Below are 25,626 nucleotides of genomic sequence, written 5' to 3' on the forward strand. Positions count from 1 at the left end.
CTCAGCCTGCCGTGCTTTGCGCAGCGCGGGTATCGATGGCGGCGATGGCTTCCTCCGCGGCCTGATCGAAGGCGGCTTCCAGCGCCGGGCAGGCGCCGGCGAGGCCCTCCGCCACGGCACGGGACCATTCCACATAGGCCCGGGCGCGGGCGGGGGCCCAGTCCTGCGGCGGGTCCTCGGCCAGCGAACGCAGGTTCGCGGTCTTGTCGGCGAGCTTCAGCACCTTGGCGCGGGCGGACAGATGCGGGGCGTGGACCACCTGCAGGCGCTTGCGCTCGGCGGCTTCCAGGGCCTTGTCGTCGGTGACCTCCATGACGAGGGCCGCCACGTCGGACCCGAAGGTGGCCTCGATCTCGGCGGCGGTCACATCCTGGTCCTCCACCACGTCGTGGAGCAGGGCGGCGGCGACCAGGGCGGCGTCCTGCCCACCGGTCGCTTCGCTCACGAGAAGGGCCACCTCCGCCAGATGGTTGACATAGGGCTGGGCGCGCCGACCCTTGCGGCGCTGGTCGGTGTGGCGCAGCGTCGCGAAGGCGAGGGCGCGCACCACCAAGGCCAGCGGCGCGGTGGACGCAGCGGGTTCGGTCGCGGCGGTTGAGGCAGGATCGCTTGTCACGGGTTTACCTCCGCAGGGCGGAGCCGTGGCGGTCGCCGGGACCAACACGGCCCGGCCACGTTTGTGGGATTGGATGGCATTCATCAGCGCCGTTCACCATGGCGAATCTGAGGCAACAGGAACCACATGGGCGGGGAACGGGCAGGGGGCAGACCGGTGGACGCCAGCGCGGCGCAGCCGGGAGTGGCGGGCTTCATCGCGAGGCTACCGCGCCATGTGATGCGCCTGCCGATCCTGTTCTATCGCTACACCCTGTCGTCCTTCATGGGCCGCCAGTGCCGCTATCTGCCCACCTGCTCGGAATATGCGGAGGAGGCGGTGATGCGCCATGGCGCGCTCGCTGGCTCGGTGATGGCCACCGCCCGCATCTGCCGCTGCAATCCCTGGGGCGGGCACGGCTACGACCCGGTGCCTAGCTGCCTGCCGGCGGAGGCGCGCTGGTATCGCTTCTGGCGCTACGGCGTCTGGCGCATGCCGAAGGGGCCGGGCGAAGAGGGCTGAGGGCGTCAGCCATCCGTGCCCCGGCCGACTGCAACGAAGCGCAGCGCGGTGCAAGGACTCCGCCGCAGGCGCTTCCCGGGACACCCGATTGCCTGCTGCGCTGGGTCCCGGCTCGGCGCTCCGGCTGCGCCGTCGCTGGTCCGGGACGCGATGCGCCGTTTGGCCTGTGCTCAGTTGCGCTGCACCGGGGCGGGCATGGGAGCAGCACCGGGGACCGCGGGGCTGGTAGCGCGGGCTGTCGGCTGGGGCGCCGTGGCGGGGGTGGCGTCGGTGAGGCGCACCTCGGCCTCCTTCAGCATGCGCTCCAGCGCCGCGAGCCGTTCCGCCGCGCGCGGGGAGAGGGTGATCGGCCGCTCGGTCTCAAGGCCCGGCACGGTCATGGTCGCCGGCGTTTCGTCCAGCTTCGGGATCGGCGTGGTGACGCCGGGGATCGGCTTGATCTCGATGCCCTGGTGGGCATAGGCCATCACCTTCTGCCAGGTCATGGCGGGCAGGGTGCCGCCGGTCATCTTGTTCATCACGGCATAGTCGTCGTTGCCGAACCACACGCCAGCCACATAATTGCCGGTGAAGCCCATGAACCAGGCATCGCGATAGGCATTGGTGGTGCCGGTCTTGCCCGCCACCTTGGAATTGACGAGGCGGGCGCGGCGGCCGGTGCCGTTCTCCACCACGTTGTTCAGCATGTCGTTGATGTCATAGAGCTGCTGGGTGGGGATGATCTGCACGCTCTTGGGTGCGTCGCGGTCGAAGCGCCACACCACCTCGCCATTGCCGACGCGCATCTCCACCACCGCGTGGGGATAGACGCTCTTGCCGCCGTTCGCGAACACCGAATAGGCGGTGGTCATGTCGAACAGGGTCACCTCGGCGGCGCCCAGCGGCAGCGGCGCGCTGATGGGCAGCTGGGTGCGAATGCCCATCTGGTGGGCGAGATCGACGATCTTCTTGCGGCCGAACTTCTCCGCGAGGCGCACCGCCACCGTGTTCAGCGAATGCTGGAGCGCCGTCTTCAGGGTGATGGACCCCATGTAGGAGCGGCCGTAATTCTGCGGGCACCAGTTGCCGAGGCAGATGGGCGCGTCCTGCACGATGGTGGACGGCTTGAAGCCGTTCATCAGCGCCACCGTGTAGACGAAGGGCTTGAAGGAGGAGCCGGGCTGGCGCAGGGCGTCGGTGGCGCGGTTGAACTGGCTCTCGCCATAGTCGCGCCCGCCCACCATGGTGCGCAGGGTGCCGTTGGGCTCCATCACCACGATGCCGCCCTGCTTCACCTTGTAGTCGCGGCCGAACTCGGCGAGAGAGGTCTCCAGCGCCGCGTCCGCCACCTTCTGGATGTTGGGGTCGAGGCCGGTGCGCACGATGAAGTTGCGCTCCACCACCGAGGGAGGCAGCTGGTCCACCAGCTTCTTCACCTCGCCGAAGGCGTAGTCGAGATAGAAGTCCGGCACGTCGTCGTCGCGGCGGTCCACCGGGGTGGCCGGGTTGCGGCGGGCGCCGAACACCTGGCCTTCCGTCATGAAGCCGGCATCCACCAGATTGTCGAGCACGGTGGAGGCGCGGGCTCGGGCGGCGGGCAGGTTGACGTGGGGGGCGTATTTGGACGGCGCCTTGAACAGGCCGGCCATCATGGCGGCCTCGGCGAGGTTTACCTCGCGCACCGACTTGCCGAAATAATAGCGCGCCGCCGCGTCCACCCCGTAGGCGCCGCCGCCGAGATAGGCGCGGTCGAGATAGAGCTTCAGGATTTGGCTCTTGGTCAGCCGCGCCTCCAGCCAGATAGCGAGGAAGGCCTCCTTGATCTTGCGCTCGATGGTGCGCTCGTTGGACAGGAACAGGTTCTTGGCGAGCTGCTGGGAGAGCGAGGAGCCACCCTGCCGCACGCCGCCCGCCCGCGCATTGGTGACCACGGCGCGGAACGTGCCGGCGACATCGATGCCCCAGTGCTCGTAGAAGCGCCGGTCCTCGGTGGCCAGCGTTGCCTTGATGAGGTTGTCGGGAATGTCCTCCAGCGGCACCGTGTCGTTCTGCTTCACGCCCCGTTCGCCGATGGTGTTTCCGTAGCGATCAAGGAAGGTGACGGCGAGTTCGGTGCGCTTGAGCCAGTCGTCGGAGGTCTCGCGGAAGGCCGGAATGGCCAGCGCCAGCATCACCAGCGCGCCGGCCAGCGACAGGGTCAGGCCCTCGGAGGCCATGCCGGCGGCGAAGCGAGACACGCCGGTGAGGTTGAACCGCTCGGTGAAGGCCGCATAGGCGGAGACCGCCCGGCGGGTGCGTGCGCCGAGGCTGAACAGCCCGCTGTCGAGCAGGGCGTCGAAATCGAGCATCAACCCGCGCAGGCGCGTGCCGAAGGAGGAACGCGCCGGGCCGGGGCGAGCCGAATCGAGGCGCACCTCGTTAGGGCGCTTGTCGTCGCGGGCCTTTTCGTCGCGGGCCTTGGGGTCGGTCGGTTCGCGCTCGGTCACGGTTCGGGCTCGGTTCAGCGGGTCCGGCGGCGCCCCCGCGCCCGCGCATCGCCGCTCATGTCTGTCTTCCTCAGCCCCACTCTATAACGCGCCGCCGAAAATCGCGCGAGCTTGGCGCGGGTTCGGCGCTACGAACTCAGCGTCCCGGCACGTTCAGTACGCCCTCGGGGCTCAGGCGATCGATGATGGTGGGCAGGTGCTGCGCCAGAAGGTCCGGCAGCTGGTCCGCCGAGAGGCCGAGGGTGGTCGCCACCTCTCCCAGCCGGTCCGCGCCCAGGGCCGCCGTGATCTGCTCGGCGCTGACCGGGGCGTTGGGGCCGTTGGAGATCCAGCTCGCCACCGCATCCGAGAGACCGGCGTGCTGGAGCTGCTCCAGCACGCCGTCGAGGCTGCCGAAGGGGGTCTTGGCAAAGGCGGAGTTGAGCAGGCCGGGCAGCATCTGCCCCATGGGGCCGTTCAGCACGGTCTCCAGCAGACTGCCGGCGCCGTCGGTGCCGGCCTTGCTCAGCATATTGCTCAGGATACCACCCACCATATTGTCGAAGAGGCCCATGGCCGACGCTCCGTTGGTCCCGTGGCGCGCGCTCGCGCGTCCTATGGTGCTCCGCTGCACTGCATGATGCGGCGCGGTAAGGGTTGGTGTACCGGATCGGCTGTGCGAAGTCGATTGTGCCCGCCGTGCCCTTGGGGCCGATCACAAGTCGGAGCGCACCCTGCGGCTCCGCGCCGCTGGGACGGCATGTGGCCTATGCAGCCATCCTTTCACCCGCTAACGGCTCTGAGGTGATGATCTCACTGTCCCTGTTCGCAGCCTTTGCGCTCATGACCGCCCTCGCGGCGCTTGCCGTGCTGTGGCCCCTGTCGCGCGTCCGCGCCGCGCGGGGCGCGCATGATGCCGACCTTGCGGTCTATCGCGACCAGCTCGCCGAGATCGCCCGCGACGCCAAGTCCGGCCGCCTGCCCAAGGCGGAGGCGGAAGCCGCGCGCATCGAGGTGGCGCGGCGCATGCTCGCGGCCGATTCCGCGCAGGAGGCGGCCGCGATCGAGGATCCGGCTCGCGTCGCGCGCCAGGTCACACGGCGTCGTCGCGCTGCCGCCGTGTTCGCGCTGCTGTTCGTGCCCGTCTTCGCGGCCGGCCTCTATGGGAGGCTCGGCTCCCCCCGGCTTCCCGGCGCGCCGCTGGCCGAGCGCCTGACGGCGGCGCCCGACCGCAGCGACGTGGCCATCCTGGTGCGGCGGGTGGAGGAGCATCTCCAGAAGAATCCCAATGACGGGGCCGGATACGAGATCCTGGCGCCGGTCTACCTGCGCATTGGGCGGCCGGAGGATGCCGCCCGCGCCTATGCCGAGGCCATCCGCATCCTCGGTCCCTCCGCCGTGCGCCATTCGTCCCGAGGCGAAGCGCTGGTGGTCGCCTCCGACGGCCTCGTGACCGCCGATGCCGCCCGCGCCTTCGCCGATGCGCTGGCCCTCGACCCCAATGAGCCGCGCTCGGCCTATTTCCTCGGCCTCGCCGCCGAGCAGGACGGCCGCGCCGAGGATGCGGCGCGGATCTGGGGCCAGTTGCTCGCCCGCACGCCGGCCAACGCGCCCTATCGGCCCATGGTGGCGGCCGCCCTCGCACGGGTGGGCGGGGTCGCTCCGGCGGCCCCGGTTGCAGGTGCGCCCGTCCAGCCCGGTCCCGCCGCGGCGGATGTGGCGGCGGCTGCCTCCCTGTCGACCGACGAGCGCAACGCCATGGTTCGTGGCATGGTGGCCCGTCTCGCCGAGCGGCTTTCCACCGAGCCCAACGATATCGAGGGCTGGCTGCGCCTGGTGCGGGCCTATGGCGTGCTCGGCGACAAGGACAAGGCGGCGGAGGCCCTGAAAACGGCACGCGCCACCTTCAAGGACAATGCAGAAGCTCTCGGGCGGCTCGATGCCGCCGAGAAGGAGCTCGCGGCAAGGACGGGACCGGGAGACAAAGGATGACGCGCAAAGGCCGGCGGCTGGTTCTCATCGGAGCAGGACTCGGCGTGCTCGCGCTCGCGGCGGGGCTCATCCTGTCCGCCCTCAACGACACCATCGTGTTCTTCCGCTCGCCCACGGAAGTGGCGCAGCAGCAGGTGGCCCCCGGCGCGCGCCTGCGCCTCGGCGGGCTGGTGGAGACCGGCAGCGTCGTCAAGTCCGGCACCGTCACCACCTTCAAGGTCACCGACGGCAACGCCGCGGTGAAGGTGGCCTATTCCGGCATCCTGCCGGACCTGTTCCGGGAAGGGCAGGGGGTGGTGGCCGAAGGCGCGCTCCAGAGCGACGGCAGCTTCAAGGCCGACAGCGTGCTCGCCAAACACGACGAGAAATACATGCCCCGCGAGGTGGCCGACGCCCTGAAGAAGCAGGGCCGCTGGCAGGAAGGAGGCCCCACGCCCGGCACCGCTTCGCCCGTCCAGCGCGCGCCGGGGAGCTGAGCCATGATCGCGGAAATCGGCCAGTACGCCCTCGCCCTCGCCTTCGCCCTCTCGCTGGCGCAGGTGGTGCTGCCGGCCTGGGGCGCCCGGCGCAACGACCCGGTGCTGATGAGTTCGGCCGGGCCCATCGCCTTGGCCCTGTTCGGCTTCATCGCCTTCGCCTTCGGCGCGCTGGTGCAGCTCTACGTCACCTCGGACTTCACCGTGGTGAACGTGGCTGAGAATTCCCACTCCCAGATGCCGCTCATCTACAAGGTTACCTCTACCTGGGGGAACCACGAGGGCTCCATGCTCCTGTGGGTGTTCGTGCTCGCCTTTTTCGGCGCACTGGTGGTGCTGTTCGGCACCAACCTGCCGGACCGGCTGAAGGCGCTGGTGCTGGCGGTGCAGGGCGCGGTGGCGGCGGCCTTCCTCTCGTTCATCCTGTTCACCTCCAACCCGTTCGCGCGCCTGGTGCCGGCGCCGGCGGAGGGGCGTGACCTCAACCCCATCCTCCAGGACCCCGGCCTCGCCATCCATCCGCCGCTGCTTTATCTCGGCTATGTGGGGCTCTCCATCTCCTTTGCCTTCGCCATCGCGGCGCTGATCGAGGGGCGGATCGACGCCGCCTGGGCGCGCTGGGTGCGCCCGTGGACGCTGGCCGCCTGGATCTTCCTGACGCTGGGCATCGCCATGGGCTCCTACTGGGCCTATTACGAGTTGGGCTGGGGCGGCTGGTGGTTCTGGGACCCGGTGGAGAACGCCTCCCTCATGCCGTGGCTCGCGGCCACCGCGCTGCTGCATTCCGCCGTGGTGATGGAGAAGCGCGACGCCCTGAAGGTGTGGACCATTCTCCTCGCCATCCTCGCCTTCTCGCTGTCGCTGGTGGGCACCTTCCTGGTGCGCTCGGGGGTGCTGACTTCGGTGCACGCCTTTGCCACCGATCCGGCGCGGGGCGTGTTCATCCTCGCCATCCTCACCTTCTTCATCGCCGGCGGGCTGACCTTGTTCGCGTTCCGCGCATCGGAGCTGAAGCAGGGCGGGCTGTTCGCGCCCATCTCGCGGGAAGGCGCCCTCGTCCTCAACAACCTGTTCCTCACCGCCGCCACGGCTGCGGTGCTGGTGGGCACGCTCTACCCGCTGGCGCTGGAGGCGTTGACGGGGGCGAAGATCACGGTGGGGCCGCCCTATTTCAACCTCGCCTTCGGCGGGCTGATGGTGCCTCTGGTGTTCGCCATGCCGTTCGGCCCGCTGCTGGCCTGGAAGCGCGGCGACCTCATGGGCGTCGCCCAGCGCCTGATGCTGGCCGCCGCCCTCGCGGTGGTGGCCGCGGTGGTCATCGCCGCCGCCACCACGGGCGGGCCGGTGCTGGCGCCGCTGGCGGTGGGGCTCGCGGTGTTCATCATGCTGGGGGCGCTCACCGACATCGCCGAGCGCGCGGGCCTCGGCCGGGTGACGGCGCGGGTGGCGCTGGCGCGCCTTGCCGGGACGCCGCGTTCCGCCTATGGCACCGCTATCGCCCACTTCGGTGTCGGGGTGTGCCTGCTCGGCATCGTGTGCGAGACCGGCTGGAGCCTGGAGAAGATCGCCTCGGTGAAGCTCGGCGACACCGTCACCATCGGCGCCCGCAGCCTCACCCTCGACCGGCTGGAGAACCGCACCGGGGCCAATTTCCGCGCCCGCACGGCGGTGTTCTCCATCCGCGAGGACGGCGAGCCGCAGGGCACCATCGAGGCCTCCCGCCGCATGTTCGCGGCCCGGCAGATGGCCACCACCGAAGCCGGCATCCGCACCTTCGGCCTCAGCCAGCTCTATGTGAGCATGGGCGAGGAGAGCCCGGACGGCCACATCTCCATGCGCGCCACCTACAAGCCGTTCGTGACGCTGATCTGGCTCGGCGCGGTGGTGATGGCGCTCGGCGGCGCGCTCTCGCTGGCCGACCGCCGCCTGCGCGTGGGCGCCCCCCGCCCCGCCACCAAGCGCCCCCGCGCCGCGGTGCCGGCGGAGTGATGGGCATGCGCCGCCTCCTCGCCGCCCTTCTCCTCGTCGCCAGCTTCGCGCTGCCCGCCCTTGCGGTGCAGCCGGACGAGGTGCTGGGCGATCCGGTGCTGGAAAGTCGCGCCCGCGCCATCTCGGCCGAATTGCGCTGCATGGTCTGCCAGAACCAGTCCATCGACGATTCCGACGCCCCGCTCGCCAAGGACCTGCGCCTCATCGTGCGCGAGCGATTGAAGGCGGGGGACAGCGACGGGCAGGTGATGGACTTCATGGTGGCGCGCTACGGCGAGTTCGTGTTGCTGCGCCCGGTCATGTCCTGGCGCAACGCTTTGCTGTGGGCGGCGCCGGTGCTGGTGCTGGTGTTGGGGGCGCTTGCCGCGGTCTTCGGCCTGAAGCGTCGCCGCGCGGTCGCGCCCCAGCGCCTCTCCGCCGACGAGGAGGCCCACTTCAAGCGGCTTCTGGCGGAAGGGGAGGGGACGCCCCCCGAAGGCCGCTGAGCCCTTGCTGCCGCCTCAGGGCGTGGGGTGCTTGATCATGCCAAGCAATGCATCCAGCGCCGTCTCCGGCGTGGCGCGGGGCCAGTCCGCCATCTGGTGGCGGAAGAAGGTTTCCTGCCGCTTGGCGTAGCGGCGGGTGTCGCTCTGGCCCTCGGCGATGGCGGCGTCCAGCGTCATCTCGCCGGCGAGATGACGGGTCAGAGCCGGGGCGCCGTGGGCCTTGAGCACCGTGCGAGCGGGATCGAGCCGGCGCGCCGCCAGCGCCCGAACCTCCTCCAGCGCGCCGTCCGCCATCATGGCCTCGAAGCGCGCATCGATGCGCTGGCGCAGCACCGCGCGGTCCATCTCCAGCACGAGACGCACACAGCGGAAGGCATCCAGCACCGGGCGCGGCGCATCCTTCTGCCAGTCCGAAAGCGAGCGTCCGCTGGCGGTGATGACCTCCAGTGCCCGCAGTACCCGCTGGCGGTCGTTCGGCTGGAGGCGGGCGGCGGTCTGCGGGTCCATGTCCGCAAGGCGGGTATGCAGGGCGGCGCTGTCGAGGTCCTCCGCCGCGCCGCGCACCTCGATCCGCACCGCTTCCGGCACCGGCGGGATTTCGGCAAGGCCCTGTGTCAGCGCGCGGAAATAGAGGCCGGTGCCGCCGACGAAGATCGGCACAAGGCCCTGTCCTCGCGCGGCGGCGAGGGCGCAGGTGGCGTCCGCGAGCCAGCGGCCCACGGAATAGTCGGTGTCCGCATCCACGTGGCCGTAGAGGCCGTGGGGCACCCGCGCGGCCTCCGCGACGGTCGGCCGCGCCGTGAGGACCCGAAGATCGCCATAGACTTGCATGGAATCTGCATTGAGAACGATGCCCGTGAGTCGCTCGGCGAGCGCCATCGCGAGGGCCGACTTGCCGCTGGCGGTGGGACCTGCGATGAGCACCGCCTGCGGCCCATTCCCCTGTTCGAGTACCGATCCTGCCATGGCCTATGTCGCGACGCTGATCTCAAACCCATCTGCCCCGGCTTTGACCCGGGAGGCAATCCACGATGCGCGCGCGGTGCTGCCCGAGGCGCAGGAAGCGCTGGTGCTCGCCCCCGACGTGGCCGTGGATATCCATTTCGCCCCGCCGCTGGGCACCGATGCCCGGGAACTGGCCGATGCCGTGCGCGCCGCCCTCGGGGATGCGCCCATCGACGTGGTGGTGCAGCTAGAGGCTGCCCGGCGCAAGCAGCTTTTCCTCGCCGACATGGATTCCACCATGATCGGGCAGGAATGCATCGACGAACTGGCCGACCTCGTGGGTGTGAAGGCCCATGTGGCCGCCATCACCGAGCGGGCCATGCGCGGCGAGATCGCCTTCGAGCCGGCGCTGCGCGAGCGGGTGGCGCTGCTGCGCGGCCTGCCTGCCGGCGTGGTGGCCGATGTGCTGCGCGACCGCATCAAGCTCACCCCCGGCGGGCTCGAGCTGGTGGGCACCATGAAGGCGAATGGGGCCTATACGGCGCTGGTCTCCGGCGGCTTCACCGTGTTCACCAGCGCCATCGCCGAGCGCATCGGCTTCGACGAGCATCGGGCCAACATCCTGCTCATCGACGATGGCCGCTTTGTCGGCGCGGTGGAAGAGCCCATCCTCGGCCGCGACGCCAAGCTCGCCGCCCTTGAGGAGCTGCGCGACCGCATGCACCTCGCCCCGTCCGAGACCATGGCGGTGGGCGATGGCGCCAACGACCTCGCCATGCTGCAGGAGGCGGGGATCGGCGTCGCCTATCACGCCAAGCCGGCGGTGGCGGCGGCAGCCCACGTGCGCATCGACCACGGCGACCTCACCGCGCTGCTGTACATGCAGGGATATGCGCTGAGCGAGTTCCACACCGCCTGAGGCGGTATGGGTTCTCCCCATGCCGTTGCGCCGCCGCCATGCCCCTGGACAGTCCCGGGGATGAGGGCGGCGCCACCGCCGTCAATTCAGTGGGATCGTCACGAACTCCTGCTTGCCCTCGCCATCGGAGACGAGGAGCAGGGCGGAGCGCTTGCCCTGCTTGCGCAGGGCGTCCACCTGCTTCTCCACGTCTGAGGGGCTCGCCACCGCCTCCTGGCCCACCTGGACGATGACCTGACCAGCCTTCAGCCCCTTGTCCGAGGCGGGGGTGGAGGCATCGACGCCGGTGATGACCACGCCGTTGATCTCGCTCTTGATGGAATAGCGCTTGCGCAGCTCGTCGCTCATGGCCGACAGCTCGATGCCGAGGGCCTTTTTGGGCGCCACCTTCTGGGAGTCGCTGGCGGGCTTGGGGGTCTCCGGCTTGTCGTCCTCGGGCATGCGGGCGACCTTCAGGTGCAGGGTCTCTTCCTTGCCCTTGCGGACCACCACCACCTCCACGTCGGTGTCGGCCATGGCGTCGGCCACGGTGCGGGTGAGGTCGCGCACCTCCTTGATGTCGCGGCCGTTGAATTTCACGATCACGTCGCCGGCCTTGATGCCGCCCCTGGCCGCCGGGCTGTTCTCCGAGACCACGCCGATGAGCGCGCCGCGCGGCTTGCCGAGGCCGAGGCTCTCGGCGATGTCGTCGGTGACCGGCTGGATGCGCACCCCGATCCAGCCGCGACGGACCTCCTTGAACTCGCCGAGCTGGGCGATCACCGGCTTGGCGGTGGCGGCCGGCACCGCGAAGCCGATGCCGATGGAGCCGCCCGAGGGGGAGATGATGGCGGTGTTGATGCCGATGACCTCGCCATCCATGTTGAACAGCGGCCCACCGGAATTGCCGCGATTGATGGCGGCATCGGTCTGGATGAAATTGTCGTAGGGGCCGGAATTGATGTCGCGGTTGCGGGCGGAGACCACGCCCACCGTGAGCGTGCCGCCGAGGCCGAACGGGTTGCCGATGGCCATCACCCAGTCGCCCACCCGCAGCTTCTCGCTGTCGCCGAACTTCACCGCCACCAGCGGCTTGTCGGGCTTCACCCGCAGCAGGGCGAGGTCGGTCTTGGTGTCGCGGCCGATCAGCTCGGCCTTCAACTTTGAGCCGTCGTTGAAATTGGCGAAGATCTCGTCGGCGTCGGCGATCACGTGATTGTTGGTCACGATGAGGCCGGACGGGTCGATGACGAAGCCCGAGCCGAGGGAGGACACGCGCCGCGAGCGCTGCTCGCCGCCGTCATCCTGCCGACGCTTGAAGAATTCGTCGAAGAAGTCCTCGAACGGCGAGCCCGGCGGCAGCTGCGGCTGGGGCACCGAGCGCGAGGCCGCCACGTTCTGCGAGGTGGAGATGTTCACCACCGCGTCCATGACCCGCTCGGCCACGTCCGCCACGGTGTCCGGCCCCTTGCCGGGCGCGGCGAGGAGGGGAGCCGGGGCGAGGGTTGCGGTGAGGAGTGCGAGGGCGGCTGCCAGGACGAATGCGGGCAGGCGGGCGGCAGGAGCTGAGGAACGAAGCGGGTGGGGCATGTCTCTCCTCGACGCGGCGGTCGTTCCTTGAGGCTGAACCGGCCGCCGCGCGGGCGCAAGCCCCGGGCGGTCACGATCCGGCGTCAGCTGCACCGGAGGCGGGTCCACCCAGGTCCGACCGACCCGGCGCAGGCGTCGTCTCCGCATTCAAGACTGGAGCAGGGACCCCTGACCGCAAGGCGGCCGGAGAGCGCCTGCTCCGATGCGAATCGGTGCGGTCGCAATGCGGCTAAAACGCGACCGCCCCGCCCGCCGTTTCATGGGCGGGCGGGGCGGTCGGGCGTTCAGGCACGATTGAGGCCGTCTCGACCCCGGTCAGGGGCCAAGGTCCCGGGCTCAAAAGGTCCGGATGAGAAACACCACCAGCACGCCGAGGGCGCCGACCCCCAGCCCGGCGAGGCGCATGGGCGTCTCCGGGGCGTGGAGGATGGCCTCCATGGCCCGGCGCCACGCCGCCGGAAAAGCGGCGAGGCACAGGCCCTCGATGGCCAGCATGAGGCCGAGCGCGGCGATCAGGTCCTTCATGCCGCACCCGGCCCCTTTTTCAGTTTCCGGCCGCGGGAGCGGGGGGAGCCACCGCGCTCACGGGGTCCTGGAAGTAGCGGAAGAAGCGAGCATCCGGGCTCAGCACCATCCGGGTGTCGCTGGGCTTGATGCTGGCTTCATAGGCCTGCATGGACCGGTAGAAGGAGAAGAAGTCCGGATCGCGCCCGAACGCGTCGGCGAAGATGCGGTTGCGTTCCGCGTCGCCCTCGCCGCGCAGCTGCTCGCCCTTCGAGTTGGCCTCCGCCACCACGATGGTCACCTCGCGATCGGCCCGGGCGCGCAACCGCTGGGCGGCCTCGTTGCCTTGGGCGCGGATCTCGGCGGCCTCACGCTGGCGTTCCGTCTGCATGCGTTGGAACACCGCCTGGCTGTTGGCCTCTGGCAGGTCGGCGCGGCGGATGCGCACATCCACCACGGTGATGCCGAAGTTCGCCGCCTCCCGGTTCACCTGCTCGGCGATCTGGTGCATCAGGCCCTCGCGGCCGTCACGCACCAGGCTGATGAAGCTGTTCTCGCCCAGAACGCGGCGTAGCGCCGAGTTCAGCACCGTGGAGAGGCGCGAGTTGGCGCCCTGCACCGTCCCCACCGACTGGAAGAAGCGCAGCGGAGCGGTGATACGGTAGCGCGCGAACGCGTCCACCACCAGCCGCTTCTGGTCCGAGGCGATCACCTCCTGGGAGGGGTTTTCCAGGTCCAGGATGCGGTTGTCGATATAGACCACGCTGTCGATAAACGGCACCTTCCAGTGCAGTCCCGGCGTGGTCACGGGGGCCAGCGGCTCGCCGAGCCGCAGCACCAGCGCCTGCTGCGTCTGCTGGACGATGAAGGCCGCGGAATAGATGAGGACGAGGGCGACGACGCCGAGAATGGCGACGACCCCGCCGAGGATCGGGTTTCTCATCGCGTGGCTCCCTGGGTCTGGGCGGCAGGCGCCGGCTGGCGGCGGAGGAGGTCGTTGAGCGGCAGCACGGGCACGACGCCGCCCGGCCCACCGGCGGATACGCCCCCTGGCCCCTGTCGGGTGCCGGCGGAATCCACGATCACCTTGTCCACGCCGCCGAGCACGCGCTCCATGGTCTCGAGATACATGCGCTCGCGCGTCACCACCTTGGCCTTCTGGTACTCGTCATAGATCTTGAGGAAGCGCGCCGCCTGGCCGCGGGCTTCCACCACAGTGCGCTCGCGATAGCCCTGGGCGGCATTCTCGATGCGGGACGCCTCGCCACGGGCCTCGGGGAGGACGCGGTTGGCGTAGGTCTGCGCCTCGTTCTGGGAGCGCTCGGCGTCGGCGCGCGCGGCCTGCACGTCGCGGAAGGCGTCGATGACCTGGCTGGGGGGGTCCACCTTCTGCATCTGCACCTGCGTGACTTCAACGCCGGCCTTGTAGCTGTTGAGCACCGACTGCATCAGCTCCTGCACCCCGGTCTCGATGCCCTGACGGGCGCCGGTGAGGATGGGCTGGATGTTGGTGCGCCCGATGACCTCGCGCATGGCGCTCTCGGCCACCGCCTTGATGGTGCCCTCGGGGTTCTGGACGTTGAACAGATACTGCTCAGCGTTGGAGATGCGCCAGAACACGGCGAAATCCACATCAACGATATTCTCGTCGCCGGTGAGCATGAGGCTTTCTTCCGGGACATCGCGCATCACCGAGGTGCCGCGCCGGGTGTCCTCGCCGGTGCGCATGCCGATGTCGATGCGGTTGACGAAGGTGACCCGGGGGGTCAGCACCGTCTCGATCGGGTAGGGCCAGTGATAGTTGAGGCCGGGCTGGGTGACACCCACGAACTTGCCGAAGCGCAGCACCGCGCCCTGCTCGTCGGGCTGCACGCGATAGAAGCCGGAGAGGAACCAGCCGGCAACCACGAGCGCGACCACCAGGATGATGCCCTTGGCGCCGAAGGAGCCGGGTATCATGGTGCGCAGGCGGTCCTGGCTGCGGCGGATCAAGTCTTCGAGATCTGGCGGCGTCGGTCCTGATGAAGACGGTCCCGAACCCCAGGGACCCCGCGGCCCATTACCCCATGGGCCGCCACTCTGATTCTTCCACGACATCCGTCGTCTCCCGTGAGCGGTGCCGCCATCGGCACACGCGTCGCTGCGAGCCTCCGCCGGGCCCATGCGGCATGCCGCACCGAACCCGATCCGACAGGCGGACCCATTCGAGGTGGCCAGCCCGGCGCCGGCGGAAGCCAGCACGTTGAGCCACCCCGCCGGGTCTGGCGGTTATAGGAAACCGCGCGTCGCCTTTCAACGCGACGCGCGGCAGCCTCGTTCGCAGATAAGGTCGAGCCGCGCTTTACGCAACGGGAGGGCTTGCCGCGGGAATGCGTTCTCCCACGGCCTGGGTCCGGGCCGCCGTTGCCACGCCGCGATAGTAATCGAGGACGAAGAGGCGGATGGCGGACGACAGGTTGCCCTGAGTGCGGGCGGAGTCGATGGTCGCCACGAGGTCGGACAGGGTGAGCCGGCGGCCGCTGGCAATCTCCTTCAACGCCTCCCAGAAGGCGTCCTCGAGGCTGACGCTGGTCTTGTGGCCGGCGATGACGATGGATCTCTTAACCACGGGGCTTTTCATGTTCTTCCCTCTCGGTCAGGGCGTGGCCCTCAAGGTGGCGTCGCTGCCGCTCAAGCTCGTCTGCCAGCCTTTGACGATCGGCCTTGGTCCGTCCGAATCGGATCCGGTTCTCATCGGCCGCCGTCTGCGCCGCCTGACGGACCCGCGCCTTGCGCGCCCGATGAAGATTGACCACGTCGCCCAACTCTTCCCTCACCTTGTCGCCGGTTTCCTCCGCACCCGGCGGCCGGTGATCTTCTACGGCCGGCGCACCGCGTCAGGCCCACGAGCCCTATGAGATACTAATACCTCAGGACACGCTAAAGATATGGCGAATTCTTGGAGAGGTAACATCCCCCGGCTACCGCCTTGGAATTATTTTAGCCTACATGTCTAACTCCCCCGAAGGCCGCCAGCCGTGCTATGAGCCCGCCGCCCGCGAGACCATGGAAAGGCTAAGGCGATGAGCACCCGCATCGAGACCGACACGTTCGGTCCCATCGAAGTTGAATCCGATCGTTATTGGGGTGCGCAGGCGCAGCGCTCGCTGGGGAACTTCAAGATCGGCTGGGAAAAGCAGCCGCTCCCGGTGGTGCGCGCCCTTGGCATCGTCAAGCGTGCCGCAGCGGAAGTAAACCGCGACCTCGGCCGGCTCGATCCCAAGATCGCCGACGCCATCGTCGCCGCCGCCCAGGAAGTCATCGAGGGCAAGCTCGACGCCCATTTCCCGCTCGCCGTCTGGCAGACCGGCTCGGGCACCCAGTCCAACATGAACGCCAACGAGGTGATCTCGAACCGGGCCATCCAGATGCTCGGCGGGGAGATGGGCTCCAAGAAGCCGGTGCATCCCAACGATCACGTCAACATGAGCCAGTCGTCCAACGACACCTACCCCACCGCCATGCACATCGCCTGCGCGGAGGAGATCGTCCACCGGCTGCTGCCGGCCCTGCAGAAGCTGCGCAACGCCCTGAACGACAAGGCGCAGCAGTGGGCGGGCATCATCAAGATCGGCCGCACCCACACCCAGGACGCCACCCCCCTGACGCTGGGCCAGGAATTCTCCGGCTACACCCAGCAGGTGGAGAACGGCATCCGGCGCGTGGAGATGACCCTGCCGGCACTCATGGAGCTGGCCCAGGGCGGCACTGCGGTGGGCACCGGCCTCAACGCGCCGGTGGGCTTTGCCGAAGCGGTGGCGGACAAGATCGCCGCCATCACCGGCCTGTCCTTCACCTCGGCACCCAACAAGTTCGAGGCGCTGGCGGCACATGACGCCATGGTGTTCTCGCACAGCGCCATCAACACGGTGGCGGCCTCCCTGTTCAAGATCGCCAACGACATCCGCCTGCTCGGCTCGGGCCCGCGCTCGGGCCTCGGCGAGCTGTCGCTGCCGGAGAACGAGCCTGGCTCGTCCATCATGCCGGGCAAGGTGAACCCCACCCAGTGCGAGGCGCTGACCCAGGTCTGCGTGCAGATCTTCGGCAACAACGCCGCTCTCACCTTCGCCGGCAGCCAGGGCCACTTCGAGCTGAACGTCTACAACCCGGTGATGGCCTACAACTTCCTCCAGTCGGTGCGGCTGATGGCGGACGCGGCGGTGAGCTTCACCGACAATTGCGTCGTCGGCATCGAGGCGCGAGAGGACAACATCAAGGCGGCGCTGGAGCGCTCGCTCATGCTCGTCACCGCGCTGGCCCCGAAGATCGGCTACGATAACGCCGCCAAGATCGCCAAGACCGCCCACAAGAACGGCACCACCCTGCGCGAGGAGGCCGTCGGCGGCGGCTATGTGACCAACGAGGAGTTCGACGCTGTCGTGCGCCCCGAGAACATGATCTCGCCCGGCTGATATCGGTCTGGCATCAGGCATCGGCGCGGCGGCATCCCGGGCGGGGTGCCGCCGCGTGCGTTTTCGGCCAAGCTGGCCCCGCGCCGGATCCGTTTTTGCTGAAGACGCTCAAGGGAGAAGACCATGACCGACCAGAGGCCCCCTGATTCGATGCAGAACGGCCTGCGCGAGGTGGCCATCGATGGGCTTCGCCCCACCCAGCTCACCCTCGGGCTTTCCGAGGTGCGGCGCCGGGCGAAGACCATGGCCTCGCTCTCCCGGCGCGAGCTGCGGACGCTGCTGGAGGAGAAGGCGGTGCCCTGCGTGCTCGGGCCCAGGAAGCGCCTCTACATGATCGACCACCACCACCTGTGCCGGGCGCTGCTGGAGATCGGCCACGATACGGTGATGGTGGGCGCGCCCCGGGCCGACTGGTCCGACCTGGACGTGCCGACCTTCTGGCACCAGATGGAGACGCAGGGCTTCTGCTGGCCCATCGACGTGGACGGCAACCGGCGGCCCTGCATCAAGATCCCCGAGCACATCAGCGAACTGACCGACAACCCGTGGCGCACGCTGGCCCGCGGCGTGCGGGGGCGGGCCTATTCCAACGAGGACACGCCGTTCCAGGAGTTCATGTGGGGCAACTACTACCGCTCCTTCATGACCACGCGGCTGCTCCAGAGCGACAGTGTGCTGGCGGAGAAGCTGGCGGTGAAGCTCTCCCGCCTCGACGAGGCCCAGGACCTGCCGGGCTATCTCGGACCCAAGTGAAGGTGCCTCTCCGAAGGTGCCTCTCCGAGGGTGCCTCCCTGAGGGATCCTCCCAGGGACCTTTCCCGAGCCTTGCCGTGTTATAAGCGCGCCGAGACAGGGAAGGGGCCGCCATGATCATCGCGCTCAAGTCCACCGCACTCCAGCATTTCGCCCGGTTGCGGGCGCCGCTCTTCGCCGTGCTCGCCGGGCTGATGCTGGCCGGCTGCGGGATCAACGTGATTCCCACCGAGGAGGAGCGCGCCAAGGCCGCCTGGAGCGAGGTGATGAACCAGTACCAGCGCCGTTCCGACCTCATTCCCAACCTGGTGGAAACAGTGAAGGGCTATGCCGCCCAGGAGAAGGACGTGCTGACCTCGGTCATCGAGGCGCGGGCCAAGGCCACCTCGATCCGGGTGGATGCCTCCACCGTCACCGACCCGGCCCAGTTCAAGCAGTTCCAGGATGCGCAGGCGGGCCTCTCCAGCGCACTCGGCCGGCTGATCGCGGTGTCGGAAGCCTATCCGGACCTGAAGTCGAACCAGAACTTCCTGGCCCTGCAATCGCAGATCGAGGGCACCGAGAACCGCATCGCCGTGGCGCGGCGCGATTATATCGAGGCGGTGCGGGTCTATAACACCGAGCTGAAGACCTTCCCCGGCCTGCTGTGGGCGTCCACCTTCTATCGCGGCTACCGGCCCATGGAGACCTTCACCATCTCCGAGCAGCAGATGCAGGTGCCCAAGGTGAAGTTCAACTGAACCTGAGGGAGGCGGCCATGCTCCGCCTGTCCAAATCCGTCCAGGTGCTGGTGCCGGTCCTTTTCGCGCTTGTGCTCCTTGCCGGGGCGCCGGCGCGGGCGGAGCTGACGTTTCCCCCGCTCACCGGCCGGGTGGTGGATGCCGCCCACGTGCTCGACGCGGGGACCCTCGCGACCCTCGACGCCAAGCTCGCGGCGCAGGAGGCCAAGGCCACCGACCAGGTGGTGGTGGCCACCGTGCCCTCGCTCCAGGGCACCTCGGTGGAGGATTACGCCAACCGCCTGTTCCGCTTCTGGCAGATCGGGCAGGCGAAGAAGAACAACGGCGTGCTCCTGCTCGTCGCTCCAACCGATCGCAAGGTGCGCATCGAAGTCGGCTACGGCCTTGAGGGCATCCTGACCGACGCGGTGTCCTCCACCATCATCCGCAACGCCATCGTGCCCGCCTTCAAGGCCGGCGACATGGCCGGCGGCATCGTGAAGGGCACCGACGCCATCCTCGAAATCCTCAATCTCGATCCCGACGAGGCCCGTGCCCGCGCCAAGCGGCTGGAGCAGAGCGGCTGGACCGAGGAGGAGGTGGACAATCTCATCTTCCTCATCGCCATGATTGCCTTCTGGGGCTTCATCATCTGGCGGGTGACGCGGGGCAGGGGCGGGCCGGGCGGCGGCGCGACGGCCAGCAGGCGGAGCGGCAGGTCGGCGGGAGGCGCGTGGGCCGGCGGCTCCGCGTCCACCTGGGACTGGGGTTCCGGGTCCGGCGGGGGATCGGGTGGCGGCGGGGGCTGGTCGGGTGGCGGCGGCTCATCCGGCGGCGGCGGTGCCTCCGGCGACTGGTGAGGCGATTCGTCGAGTGTGGTAAAAAGGTGAGGCATGCCGGCAATGGGCGGGCTGCCCATTCAGCATGAGCGGCAGGGCCGCCGAGGGAAGGGAACACGCCATGAGCGCCGCCGAACGGGATCTGCCGTCCTCCGACGCCAGCGTCGCCGGCCTGTCGGACGCGGCGCTGGCGCGCATCGCCGATGCCATTGCGGCCGCCGAAACGAAAACTTCGGCCGAGATTCGCGTGGTGGTGGCCCGCGCGCCGCTGGTGCAGCACCCCTTCTTCTCGGTGCTGTGGGCCTCCCTCGCGGCGCTGGTCGTGCCCTGGTTCGTCGCCCTGCTTTGGCCCCTGCCGGCGCTGGAGCTGCTCGCCGTGCAGGCGGTGCTGTTCGTGGCGCTGGCCTCGCTCCTCATGCTGCCGGGCGTGGTCCACCGGGTGATCCCCCGCCTTGCCCTGAAGGCGGCCGCCCGCAGCGCCGCCATCGAGACCTTCCTCGCCTATGGCATTCCCCAGACGGTGGGGCGCACCGGCATCCTCATCTATGCCGCCGCCCGCGAGCGGCTGGTGGAGGTGGTGGCGGACGAGGGCGTCCACACGCCCCTCGGCCACGGCGCCTGGCAGGACATCTGCGATGCCGTGGCCTCCCGCGCCCGGAAGGGAAGCCTGGCGGATGGACTGGTCTGCGGCGTGGAGAAGGCGGGCGAACTTCTCTCCGGCCCCCTGCCGTGCCGCCCCGAGGACCGCAACGAACTCGCCAACCACGTGATCGTGCTGTGAGGGCGGGGGAACGGCCTTTCGCGATGGCCTGAAGAGGCCGACGGCATCAATAGCGGTCTGGGTTGCCGTGCGCGCCGGGACAAGTGCCGCCGCGCAGCGCGGTTTCAAGTTGTGTCGTCGATAACTACAATCTAAGATTGCTTTCAGCTTCCCTACATGCTTGGGGACACGGTCGCGCTTGTTTCCGGGCGGGGCGCGGCAGTGCTGTGGATGCGCTCATGTCATCTGCAGGGCAGGGGGCTTTACGATCCCGCTTTTCCGCTCGGACGGGGGGAAGCATGCCAACAGCAACCGTCTGGTCGAGTGGCAGGTCCGGCGAAAAAATTCGGATCTATCTGGAAAAAAAGACCCAGACGACCGCCTTTATCCAAATGGCGACATGGGGCGTGGGCCAAAATCCGAGCCTTGATCGTCCCAAGAGTCTCATCGCTTATGACCTCTACAATATCCGGGCCGTCTCAGACTCGGAGATTTCCTGCACGGCTGACGGTCCAGGCCCGTTCGACCCGCCCGTCGATTGCCGGCTCGTGGCCACGGCGGGCGGCGGCGTGATCGCGATCACCGTGCCCCGCATCATCGACGCGCAATATGCCGTCGGTGAGGACGACTTCGAGGAACTGGTGGTTTTCCTGAAGCAATCGAAGTTTCCGAAGTCCTGAACTGGGCCATTTGGCGCAATGGGCGCTCGCCGCACGCGCCAAACCTGAATACGCGCTGCCCAACGCCGATGTCCTGTGCCCGAACTCTTGGGCGCGGGACATCCCTCGTTGCCATCGCTCGGGCGGACGCGTGGCGTGCCCGCCCCACCTAAGACCAAGGTCCCACGGCAAGCCCCGAATCGGCTCCGCCTCGCGCCTTTCCTTCCGCCGCGCTGCGGCATAGATTGCGCGCCCGAGCCTTCGGGGCTCGACCTAAGGCAAAGGGCTTCTTCTCATGACCAAACCCGCCGTTCGCGTCGCTGTCACGGGCGCCGCCGGTCAGATTTGCTATTCGCTGCTTTTCCGCATCGCCAACGGCGACATGTACGGCAAGGACCAGCCGGTCATCCTCCAGCTTCTGGACCTGCCGCAGGCGCAGGCCGCCGTTGGCGGCGTCGTGATGGAGCTTGAGGACTGCGCGTTCCCGAACCTGGCCGGCGTGGTCATCACCGACGATCCGAAGGTGGCGTTCAAGGACATCGACGCCGCGGTGCTCGTCGGCGCCCGTCCGCGCTCGAAGGGCATGGAGCGCGCCGACCTGCTGTCCGCCAACGCCGAGATCTTCAAGGTCCAGGGCAAGGCGCTGAACGAGGTGGCCAAGCGCGACGTGAAGGTGCTGGTGGTGGGCAATCCGGCCAACACCAACGCCTACATCACCGCCAAGAGCGCCCCGGACCTGCCGGCGAAGAACATCACCGCCATGCTCCGCCTGGACCACAACCGCGCCCTGTCGCAGTTCGCGGCCAAGGCCGGCATCGCCACGGCGGACATCGAGAAGGTGGCGGTGTGGGGCAACCACTCCCCGACCATGTACGCCGACTACCGCTTCGCCACCGCGAACGGCAAGCCGCTGCCGGAGCTCATCAACGACGAGACCTGGTACCGCGAGACCCTGCTGCCCAAGGTTGGCAAGCGCGGCGCCGCCATCATCGAGGCCCGTGGCCTGTCGTCGGCCGCCTCGGCCGCCAACGCCGCCGTGGACCACATGCATGACTGGATCCACGGCACCGATGGCAAGTGGGTCTCCATGGGCGTCGCCTCCGACGGCTCCTATGGCGTGCCCGAGGGCATCGTGTTCGGTGTCCCGGCGGTGTGTAGCGGGGGCGCGTACGAGGTGGTCAAGGGCCTGCCCCTGGACGACTTCTCCAAGACCATGTTCGACAAGACCCTGAACGAGCTGCTCGAAGAGCGCGACGGCGTCGCCGCCCTCCTGGGCTGATCCGGTCGTTTCGACTCATCGCGAATCTGTGTCCCTGCCCCGTCGCATCGCGTGATGGGGCAGGGACACAGCCGAAGACACCACCCAATACGGTGCCATTTGTTTGGGCGGTGGCCGATTCTGCCGCCTTCGCAGGCGTAATTCGGCCAGGTTTGCCGTCGCCAGCCCCTTTGGATGGCCAGATGGTGGTCCGAAGCCTTCTGAATCGGGCGTTTCTCTCCGCCCATTTCTCAACGAAGGCTTGACGCACAGCGACTCTGCGGCTAGAAGCAGCCCACTTCGCGGCAGGCGGTCGGCGTCTGAGTGATCGGTTTCTCACCTCCCAAGGCTTCCCAGCCGGGAGCGAGACGATCCCAAGAGCCGAAACGCTGCCAGGAACAGCACTGCGATAACTTCAGGTGCATGATCGCGGCGTCGTCCCTCACGGGAATTGCGCGCTGTGATCCTCTGTCGCGAGAAAGGCGTGTCCGCACCCGTTTGGGCCGTGGACGGCGCCTTTCGTGTTCGTTGGTGCGAGCGGAATTTGAGGCCCCTAGGGGTCAATCGTGGCGGCCCCTGAAAAAGGTCGTCGAATGAAGAATGCGGCCCCAGGCCGCAGATCAGGACGAGGCGAAGGCGTACATGCCGACGATCAACCAGCTGATCCGTAAGCCGCGCGAAGCGCAGAAGGCGCGCGACAAGGCGCCGGCGCTTCAGGCGAGCCCCCAGAAGCGCGGCGTTTGCACCCGCGTCTACACGACGACCCCGAAGAAGCCGAACTCGGCTCTGCGTAAGGTCGCCAAGGTGCGGCTCACCAACAGCTACGAAGTGATCGGCTACATCCCCGGTGAAGGCCACAACCTTCAGGAGCACTCCGTGGTGATGATCCGCGGCGGCCGCGTGAAGGATCTTCCGGGTGTGCGTTACCACATCCTGCGCGGCGTGCTGGACACCCAGGGCGTCAAGAACCGCAAGCAGCGCCGTTCGAAGTACGGCGCGAAGCGGCCCAAGTGATCCGGCTAGGTTGAGGAACTGAACGATGTCCCGTCGTCACAAGGCCGAGCGCCGCGAAGTCATTCCGGATCCCAAGTACGGGTCCACCACTCTGTCCCGCTTCATGAATTCCGTGATGCGTGATGGCAAGAAGTCGGTCGCCGAAGGCATCGTCTATGGCGCTCTCGACGTGGTCGAGACCAAGGCCAAGCACGATCCGGTGGATGTGTTCATCCAGGCGCTCGAAAACGTGGCTCCCGCGGTGGAAGTTCGCTCCCGCCGCGTGGGTGGTGCCACCTACCAGGTGCCCGTCGAAGTGCGGAACGAGCGTCGCCAGACCCTGGCGATCCGCTGGCTCATCGCCTCGGCCCGTGCCCGCAACGAGAAGACCATGGTGGAGCGTCTCTCCGCCGAGCTGCTCGATGCTGCCAACAATCGCGGCGCCGCCGTGAAGAAGCGCGAAGATACGCACCGGATGGCGGAAGCCAACCGCGCCTTCTCGCATTATCGCTGGTGATCGGAGAGGACGACTTCCATGCCCCGTACTCACGCGATCGAGGACTACCGCAACTTCGGCATCATGGCGCACATCGATGCCGGCAAGACCACGACCACGGAGCGGATCCTCTATTACACCGGCAAGAGCCACAAGATCGGTGAAGTCCATGATGGCGCCGCCACCATGGATTGGATGACCCAGGAGCAGGAACGCGGCATCACCATCACGTCGGCCGCGACGACTGCCATCTGGTCGGGCAAGCGCCTGAACATCATCGACACCCCCGGGCACGTGGACTTCACCATCGAGGTGGAGCGTTCGCTCCGCGTGCTCGACGGCGCCGTGTGCGTGCTGGACGGCAACCAGGGCGTCGAGCCGCAGACCGAGACCGTGTGGCGCCAGGCGGACAAGTACAACGTGCCGCGCATCGTGTTCGTCAACAAGATGGACAAGATCGGCGCCGACTTCTACCGCTGCGTCGAGATGATCATCGACCGCGTGGCCGGCAACCCCGTGTGCTGCCAGCTGCCGATCGGTTCCGAGAACAACTTCAAGGGCATCATCGACCTCGTCCGCATGAAGGCGGTCGTGTGGGAAGATGAAGCCCTCGGCGCCAAGTATCACGACGAGGAGATCCCCGCGGATCTCGCCGATAAGGCTGCCGAATACCGCAACAAGCTGGTGGAAGCCGCCGTCGAGCTCGACGACGACGCCATGACCGCTTACCTCGACGGCGTCGAGCCGGATGAGGCGACCCTCAAGTCGCTGATCCGCAAGGCGGTGATCGGGCGCAAGTTCAACCCCGTGTTCTGCGGCTCCGCCTTCAAGAACAAGGGCGTTCAGCCCCTGCTCGACGCGGTGGTGGACTTCCTGCCGTCCCCCATCGATCGCGGCGCCATCAAGGGCATCGACTTCAAGACCGAGGAAGACACGGTTCGCCTGCCTTCGGACGAGGAGCCGACCGCGGTTCTCGCGTTCAAGATCATGGACGATCCCTTCGTCGGCACCATCACCTTCTGCCGGGTCTATGCCGGCAAGATGGAAACCGGCATGGGCCTGCTCAACTCCACCCGCGACAAGCGTGAGCGCGTCGGGCGGATGCTGCTGATGCACGCCAACAACCGGGAAGACATCAAGGAAGCCTATGCGGGTGACATCGTCGCCCTCGCCGGCCTCAAGGATGTGCGCACGGGCGACACGCTGTGCGATCCCACGAAGGCCGTGATCCTGGAAAAGATGGAATTCCCGGAGCCGGTCATCGAGATCGCCATCGAGCCGAAGTCCAAGGCCGACCAGGAGAAGCTGGGCATCGCCCTCTCCAAGCTGGCCGCCGAGGATCCGTCCTTCCGCGTGTCCACCGATTTCGAGAGCGGCCAGACCATCCTCAAGGGGATGGGCGAACTGCACCTCGACATCAAGGTCGACATCCTGAAGCGCACCTACAAGGTGGACGCCAACATCGGCGCTCCCCAGGTCGCCTATCGTGAGACCATCACGAAGAAGTACGAGGTGGACTACACCCACAAGAAGCAGACCGGCGGTACCGGCCAGTTCGCGCGGGTGAAGTTCATCGTGGAGCCGAACGAGGTGGGCAAGGGCTTTGCCTTTGAGAGCGCCATCGTCGGCGGTGCGGTGCCGAAGGAGTACATCCCGGGTGTCCAGAAGGGCCTCGAGAGCGTGCTTGGCGCCGGCGTGCTGGCGGGCTTCCCGGTGGTGGACGTGAAGGTGCAGCTCATCGACGGCGCCTTCCACGAAGTGGACTCGTCCGCCCTGGCGTTCGAGATCGCGTCTCGCGCGGCGTTCCGTGAGGCCCTCCAGAAGGGCAGCCCGGTCCTGCTCGAGCCCATCATGAAGGTCGAGGTGGTGACGCCGGAGGATTACACCGGCTCCGTCATCGGCGATCTCAACTCCCGCCGTGGCCAGATCCAGGGCCAGGACATGCGCGGCAACGCCAACGTGGTCAACGCGATGGTGCCTCTCGCCAACATGTTCGGCTACGTGAACACCCTGCGCTCGTTCAGTCAGGGTCGTGCCACCTTCACCATGCAGTTCGACCACTACGAGCAGGTGCCGTCGAACGTCGCCCAGGAGGTCCAGGCCAAGTACGCCTGACGGCGTCGGTCTGAGCCTCACGAGTTTCACCCTTCAGGTTCGCCAGAGAGACCCAACGGAGAGTCCAATGGCCAAAGAGAAGTTCAACCGCTCGAAGCCGCACTGCAACATCGGCACGATCGGTCACGTGGATCATGGCAAGAC

At 68.1% G+C, this 25,626-nt stretch carries 26 protein-coding genes; 16 read left to right on the forward strand and 10 right to left on the reverse strand.

Features of this window, described 5'->3' with window-relative positions:
• Position 1: 1 nt before the first annotated feature.
• A complete protein-coding gene (locus tag FZ033_RS08800) occupies positions 2-616 on the reverse strand; it encodes an HD domain-containing protein (protein WP_149575768.1) in 615 nt (204 codons plus the stop codon).
• A gap of 156 nt (positions 617-772) precedes the next feature.
• On the opposite strand from FZ033_RS08800, the gene yidD reads away from it, so the two are divergent.
• Entirely contained in the window at positions 773-1,117 is a 345-nt protein-coding gene (yidD, locus tag FZ033_RS08805; protein WP_408068471.1) for a membrane protein insertion efficiency factor YidD, read from the forward strand.
• A gap of 170 nt (positions 1,118-1,287) precedes the next feature.
• Here yidD and FZ033_RS08810 read toward each other — a convergent pair whose 3' ends face one another.
• Both FZ033_RS08810 and FZ033_RS08815 read right to left on the reverse strand, forming a co-directional pair.
• Positions 1,288-3,582, reverse strand: a complete 2,295-nt coding sequence (locus FZ033_RS08810; protein WP_149575770.1) for a transglycosylase domain-containing protein — start codon at positions 3,580-3,582, stop codon at positions 1,288-1,290.
• A 136-nt stretch (positions 3,583-3,718) separates the two neighbouring features.
• Complete coding sequence (locus FZ033_RS08815) at positions 3,719-4,135, reverse strand: YidB family protein (protein ID WP_210247873.1); 417 nt, start codon at positions 4,133-4,135, stop codon at positions 3,719-3,721.
• Positions 4,136-4,377: 242 nt separating this feature from the next.
• On the opposite strand from FZ033_RS08815, the gene ccmI reads away from it, so the two are divergent.
• From ccmI to FZ033_RS08835, 4 genes are read left to right on the forward strand one after another with little or no spacing between them, the layout of a single operon-like run.
• The gene (ccmI, locus tag FZ033_RS08820) at positions 4,378-5,553 is read left to right on the forward strand and encodes a c-type cytochrome biogenesis protein CcmI (protein ID WP_149575815.1); all 1,176 of its coding nucleotides are present in this window, start codon (positions 4,378-4,380) and stop codon (positions 5,551-5,553) included.
• Positions 5,550-6,029, forward strand: coding sequence for a cytochrome c maturation protein CcmE (ccmE, locus tag FZ033_RS08825; RefSeq protein ID WP_149575772.1), 480 nt, complete (start codon positions 5,550-5,552; stop codon positions 6,027-6,029). The genes ccmI and ccmE overlap by 4 nt, the downstream gene beginning before the upstream one ends.
• Positions 6,030-6,032: 3 nt before the next feature.
• Positions 6,033-8,018, forward strand: a complete 1,986-nt coding sequence (locus FZ033_RS08830; RefSeq protein ID WP_149575773.1) for a heme lyase CcmF/NrfE family subunit — start codon at positions 6,033-6,035, stop codon at positions 8,016-8,018.
• Between the two features lie 5 nt (positions 8,019-8,023).
• The gene (locus tag FZ033_RS08835) at positions 8,024-8,503 is read left to right on the forward strand and encodes a cytochrome c-type biogenesis protein (RefSeq protein WP_149575774.1); all 480 of its coding nucleotides are present in this window, start codon (positions 8,024-8,026) and stop codon (positions 8,501-8,503) included.
• A 15-nt stretch (positions 8,504-8,518) separates the two neighbouring features.
• Here FZ033_RS08835 and miaA read toward each other — a convergent pair whose 3' ends face one another.
• Positions 8,519-9,469 (reverse strand): tRNA (adenosine(37)-N6)-dimethylallyltransferase MiaA, encoded by a 951-nt coding sequence (miaA, locus tag FZ033_RS08840; RefSeq protein WP_149575775.1) that lies wholly within the window; start codon positions 9,467-9,469, stop codon positions 8,519-8,521.
• On the opposite strand from miaA, the gene serB reads away from it, so the two are divergent.
• Entirely contained in the window at positions 9,468-10,367 is a 900-nt protein-coding gene (gene serB, locus FZ033_RS08845) for a phosphoserine phosphatase SerB (RefSeq protein WP_149575776.1), read from the forward strand. The genes miaA and serB overlap by 2 nt on opposite strands.
• Before the next feature lie 81 nt (positions 10,368-10,448).
• Here serB and FZ033_RS08850 read toward each other — a convergent pair whose 3' ends face one another.
• The 6 genes from FZ033_RS08850 to FZ033_RS08875 all read right to left on the reverse strand — a co-directional run bounded on the left by FZ033_RS08850 (position 10,449) and on the right by FZ033_RS08875 (position 15,256).
• Entirely contained in the window at positions 10,449-11,936 is a 1,488-nt protein-coding gene (locus FZ033_RS08850; RefSeq protein ID WP_149575777.1) for a Do family serine endopeptidase, read from the reverse strand.
• Positions 11,937-12,272: 336 nt separating this feature from the next.
• Positions 12,273-12,461, reverse strand: coding sequence for a DUF2065 domain-containing protein (locus FZ033_RS08855; protein WP_149575778.1), 189 nt, complete (start codon positions 12,459-12,461; stop codon positions 12,273-12,275).
• 19 nt (positions 12,462-12,480) lie between these two features.
• The gene (gene hflC, locus FZ033_RS08860) at positions 12,481-13,383 is read right to left on the reverse strand and encodes a protease modulator HflC (protein ID WP_012113686.1); all 903 of its coding nucleotides are present in this window, start codon (positions 13,381-13,383) and stop codon (positions 12,481-12,483) included.
• A complete protein-coding gene (hflK, locus tag FZ033_RS08865) occupies positions 13,380-14,537 on the reverse strand; it encodes an FtsH protease activity modulator HflK (protein ID WP_149575779.1) in 1,158 nt (385 codons plus the stop codon). The genes hflC and hflK overlap by 4 nt, the downstream gene beginning before the upstream one ends.
• 244 nt (positions 14,538-14,781) lie before the next feature.
• Positions 14,782-15,060, reverse strand: a complete 279-nt coding sequence (locus FZ033_RS08870) for a ribbon-helix-helix domain-containing protein (protein WP_149575780.1) — start codon at positions 15,058-15,060, stop codon at positions 14,782-14,784.
• Positions 15,041-15,256 (reverse strand): DUF4169 family protein, encoded by a 216-nt coding sequence (locus FZ033_RS08875; protein ID WP_331251170.1) that lies wholly within the window; start codon positions 15,254-15,256, stop codon positions 15,041-15,043. The genes FZ033_RS08870 and FZ033_RS08875 overlap by 20 nt, the downstream gene beginning before the upstream one ends.
• A gap of 246 nt (positions 15,257-15,502) precedes the next feature.
• Between FZ033_RS08875 and fumC the strand changes: the two genes are divergently transcribed.
• The 10 genes from fumC (at position 15,503) to fusA (ending at position 25,482) form a co-directional block, all read left to right on the forward strand.
• Positions 15,503-16,891, forward strand: a complete 1,389-nt coding sequence (fumC, locus tag FZ033_RS08880; protein ID WP_149575782.1) for a class II fumarate hydratase — start codon at positions 15,503-15,505, stop codon at positions 16,889-16,891.
• Positions 16,892-17,014: 123 nt separating this feature from the next.
• Positions 17,015-17,644, forward strand: coding sequence for a ParB-like protein (locus tag FZ033_RS08885; RefSeq protein WP_149575783.1), 630 nt, complete (start codon positions 17,015-17,017; stop codon positions 17,642-17,644).
• Positions 17,645-17,756: 112 nt separating this feature from the next.
• Positions 17,757-18,383: a LemA family protein gene (locus FZ033_RS08890; RefSeq protein WP_149575784.1), complete on the forward strand. Its 627-nt coding sequence runs from the start codon at positions 17,757-17,759 to the stop codon at positions 18,381-18,383.
• Positions 18,384-18,400: 17 nt separating this feature from the next.
• The gene (locus tag FZ033_RS08895) at positions 18,401-19,222 is read left to right on the forward strand and encodes a TPM domain-containing protein (protein WP_149575785.1); all 822 of its coding nucleotides are present in this window, start codon (positions 18,401-18,403) and stop codon (positions 19,220-19,222) included.
• Between the two features lie 100 nt (positions 19,223-19,322).
• The gene (locus FZ033_RS08900) at positions 19,323-19,982 is read left to right on the forward strand and encodes a TPM domain-containing protein (protein WP_149575786.1); all 660 of its coding nucleotides are present in this window, start codon (positions 19,323-19,325) and stop codon (positions 19,980-19,982) included.
• A gap of 278 nt (positions 19,983-20,260) precedes the next feature.
• Complete coding sequence (locus FZ033_RS08905; protein ID WP_149575787.1) at positions 20,261-20,641, forward strand: hypothetical protein; 381 nt, start codon at positions 20,261-20,263, stop codon at positions 20,639-20,641.
• A 274-nt stretch (positions 20,642-20,915) separates the two neighbouring features.
• The gene (locus FZ033_RS08910) at positions 20,916-21,899 is read left to right on the forward strand and encodes a malate dehydrogenase (protein WP_149575788.1); all 984 of its coding nucleotides are present in this window, start codon (positions 20,916-20,918) and stop codon (positions 21,897-21,899) included.
• Positions 21,900-22,520: 621 nt separating this feature from the next.
• Positions 22,521-22,892, forward strand: a complete 372-nt coding sequence (gene rpsL / locus FZ033_RS08915; RefSeq protein WP_012113697.1) for a 30S ribosomal protein S12 — start codon at positions 22,521-22,523, stop codon at positions 22,890-22,892.
• Between the two features lie 25 nt (positions 22,893-22,917).
• Positions 22,918-23,388, forward strand: a complete 471-nt coding sequence (gene rpsG / locus FZ033_RS08920; protein ID WP_012113698.1) for a 30S ribosomal protein S7 — start codon at positions 22,918-22,920, stop codon at positions 23,386-23,388.
• An 18-nt stretch (positions 23,389-23,406) separates the two neighbouring features.
• Complete coding sequence (gene fusA / locus FZ033_RS08925; RefSeq protein WP_149575789.1) at positions 23,407-25,482, forward strand: elongation factor G; 2,076 nt, start codon at positions 23,407-23,409, stop codon at positions 25,480-25,482.
• The last annotated feature ends 144 nt before the right edge of the window (positions 25,483-25,626 follow it).

It is taken from the genome of Xanthobacter oligotrophicus, assembly GCF_008364685.1.
GTDB classification, from domain to species: Bacteria; Pseudomonadota; Alphaproteobacteria; order Rhizobiales; family Xanthobacteraceae; genus Xanthobacter; species Xanthobacter oligotrophicus.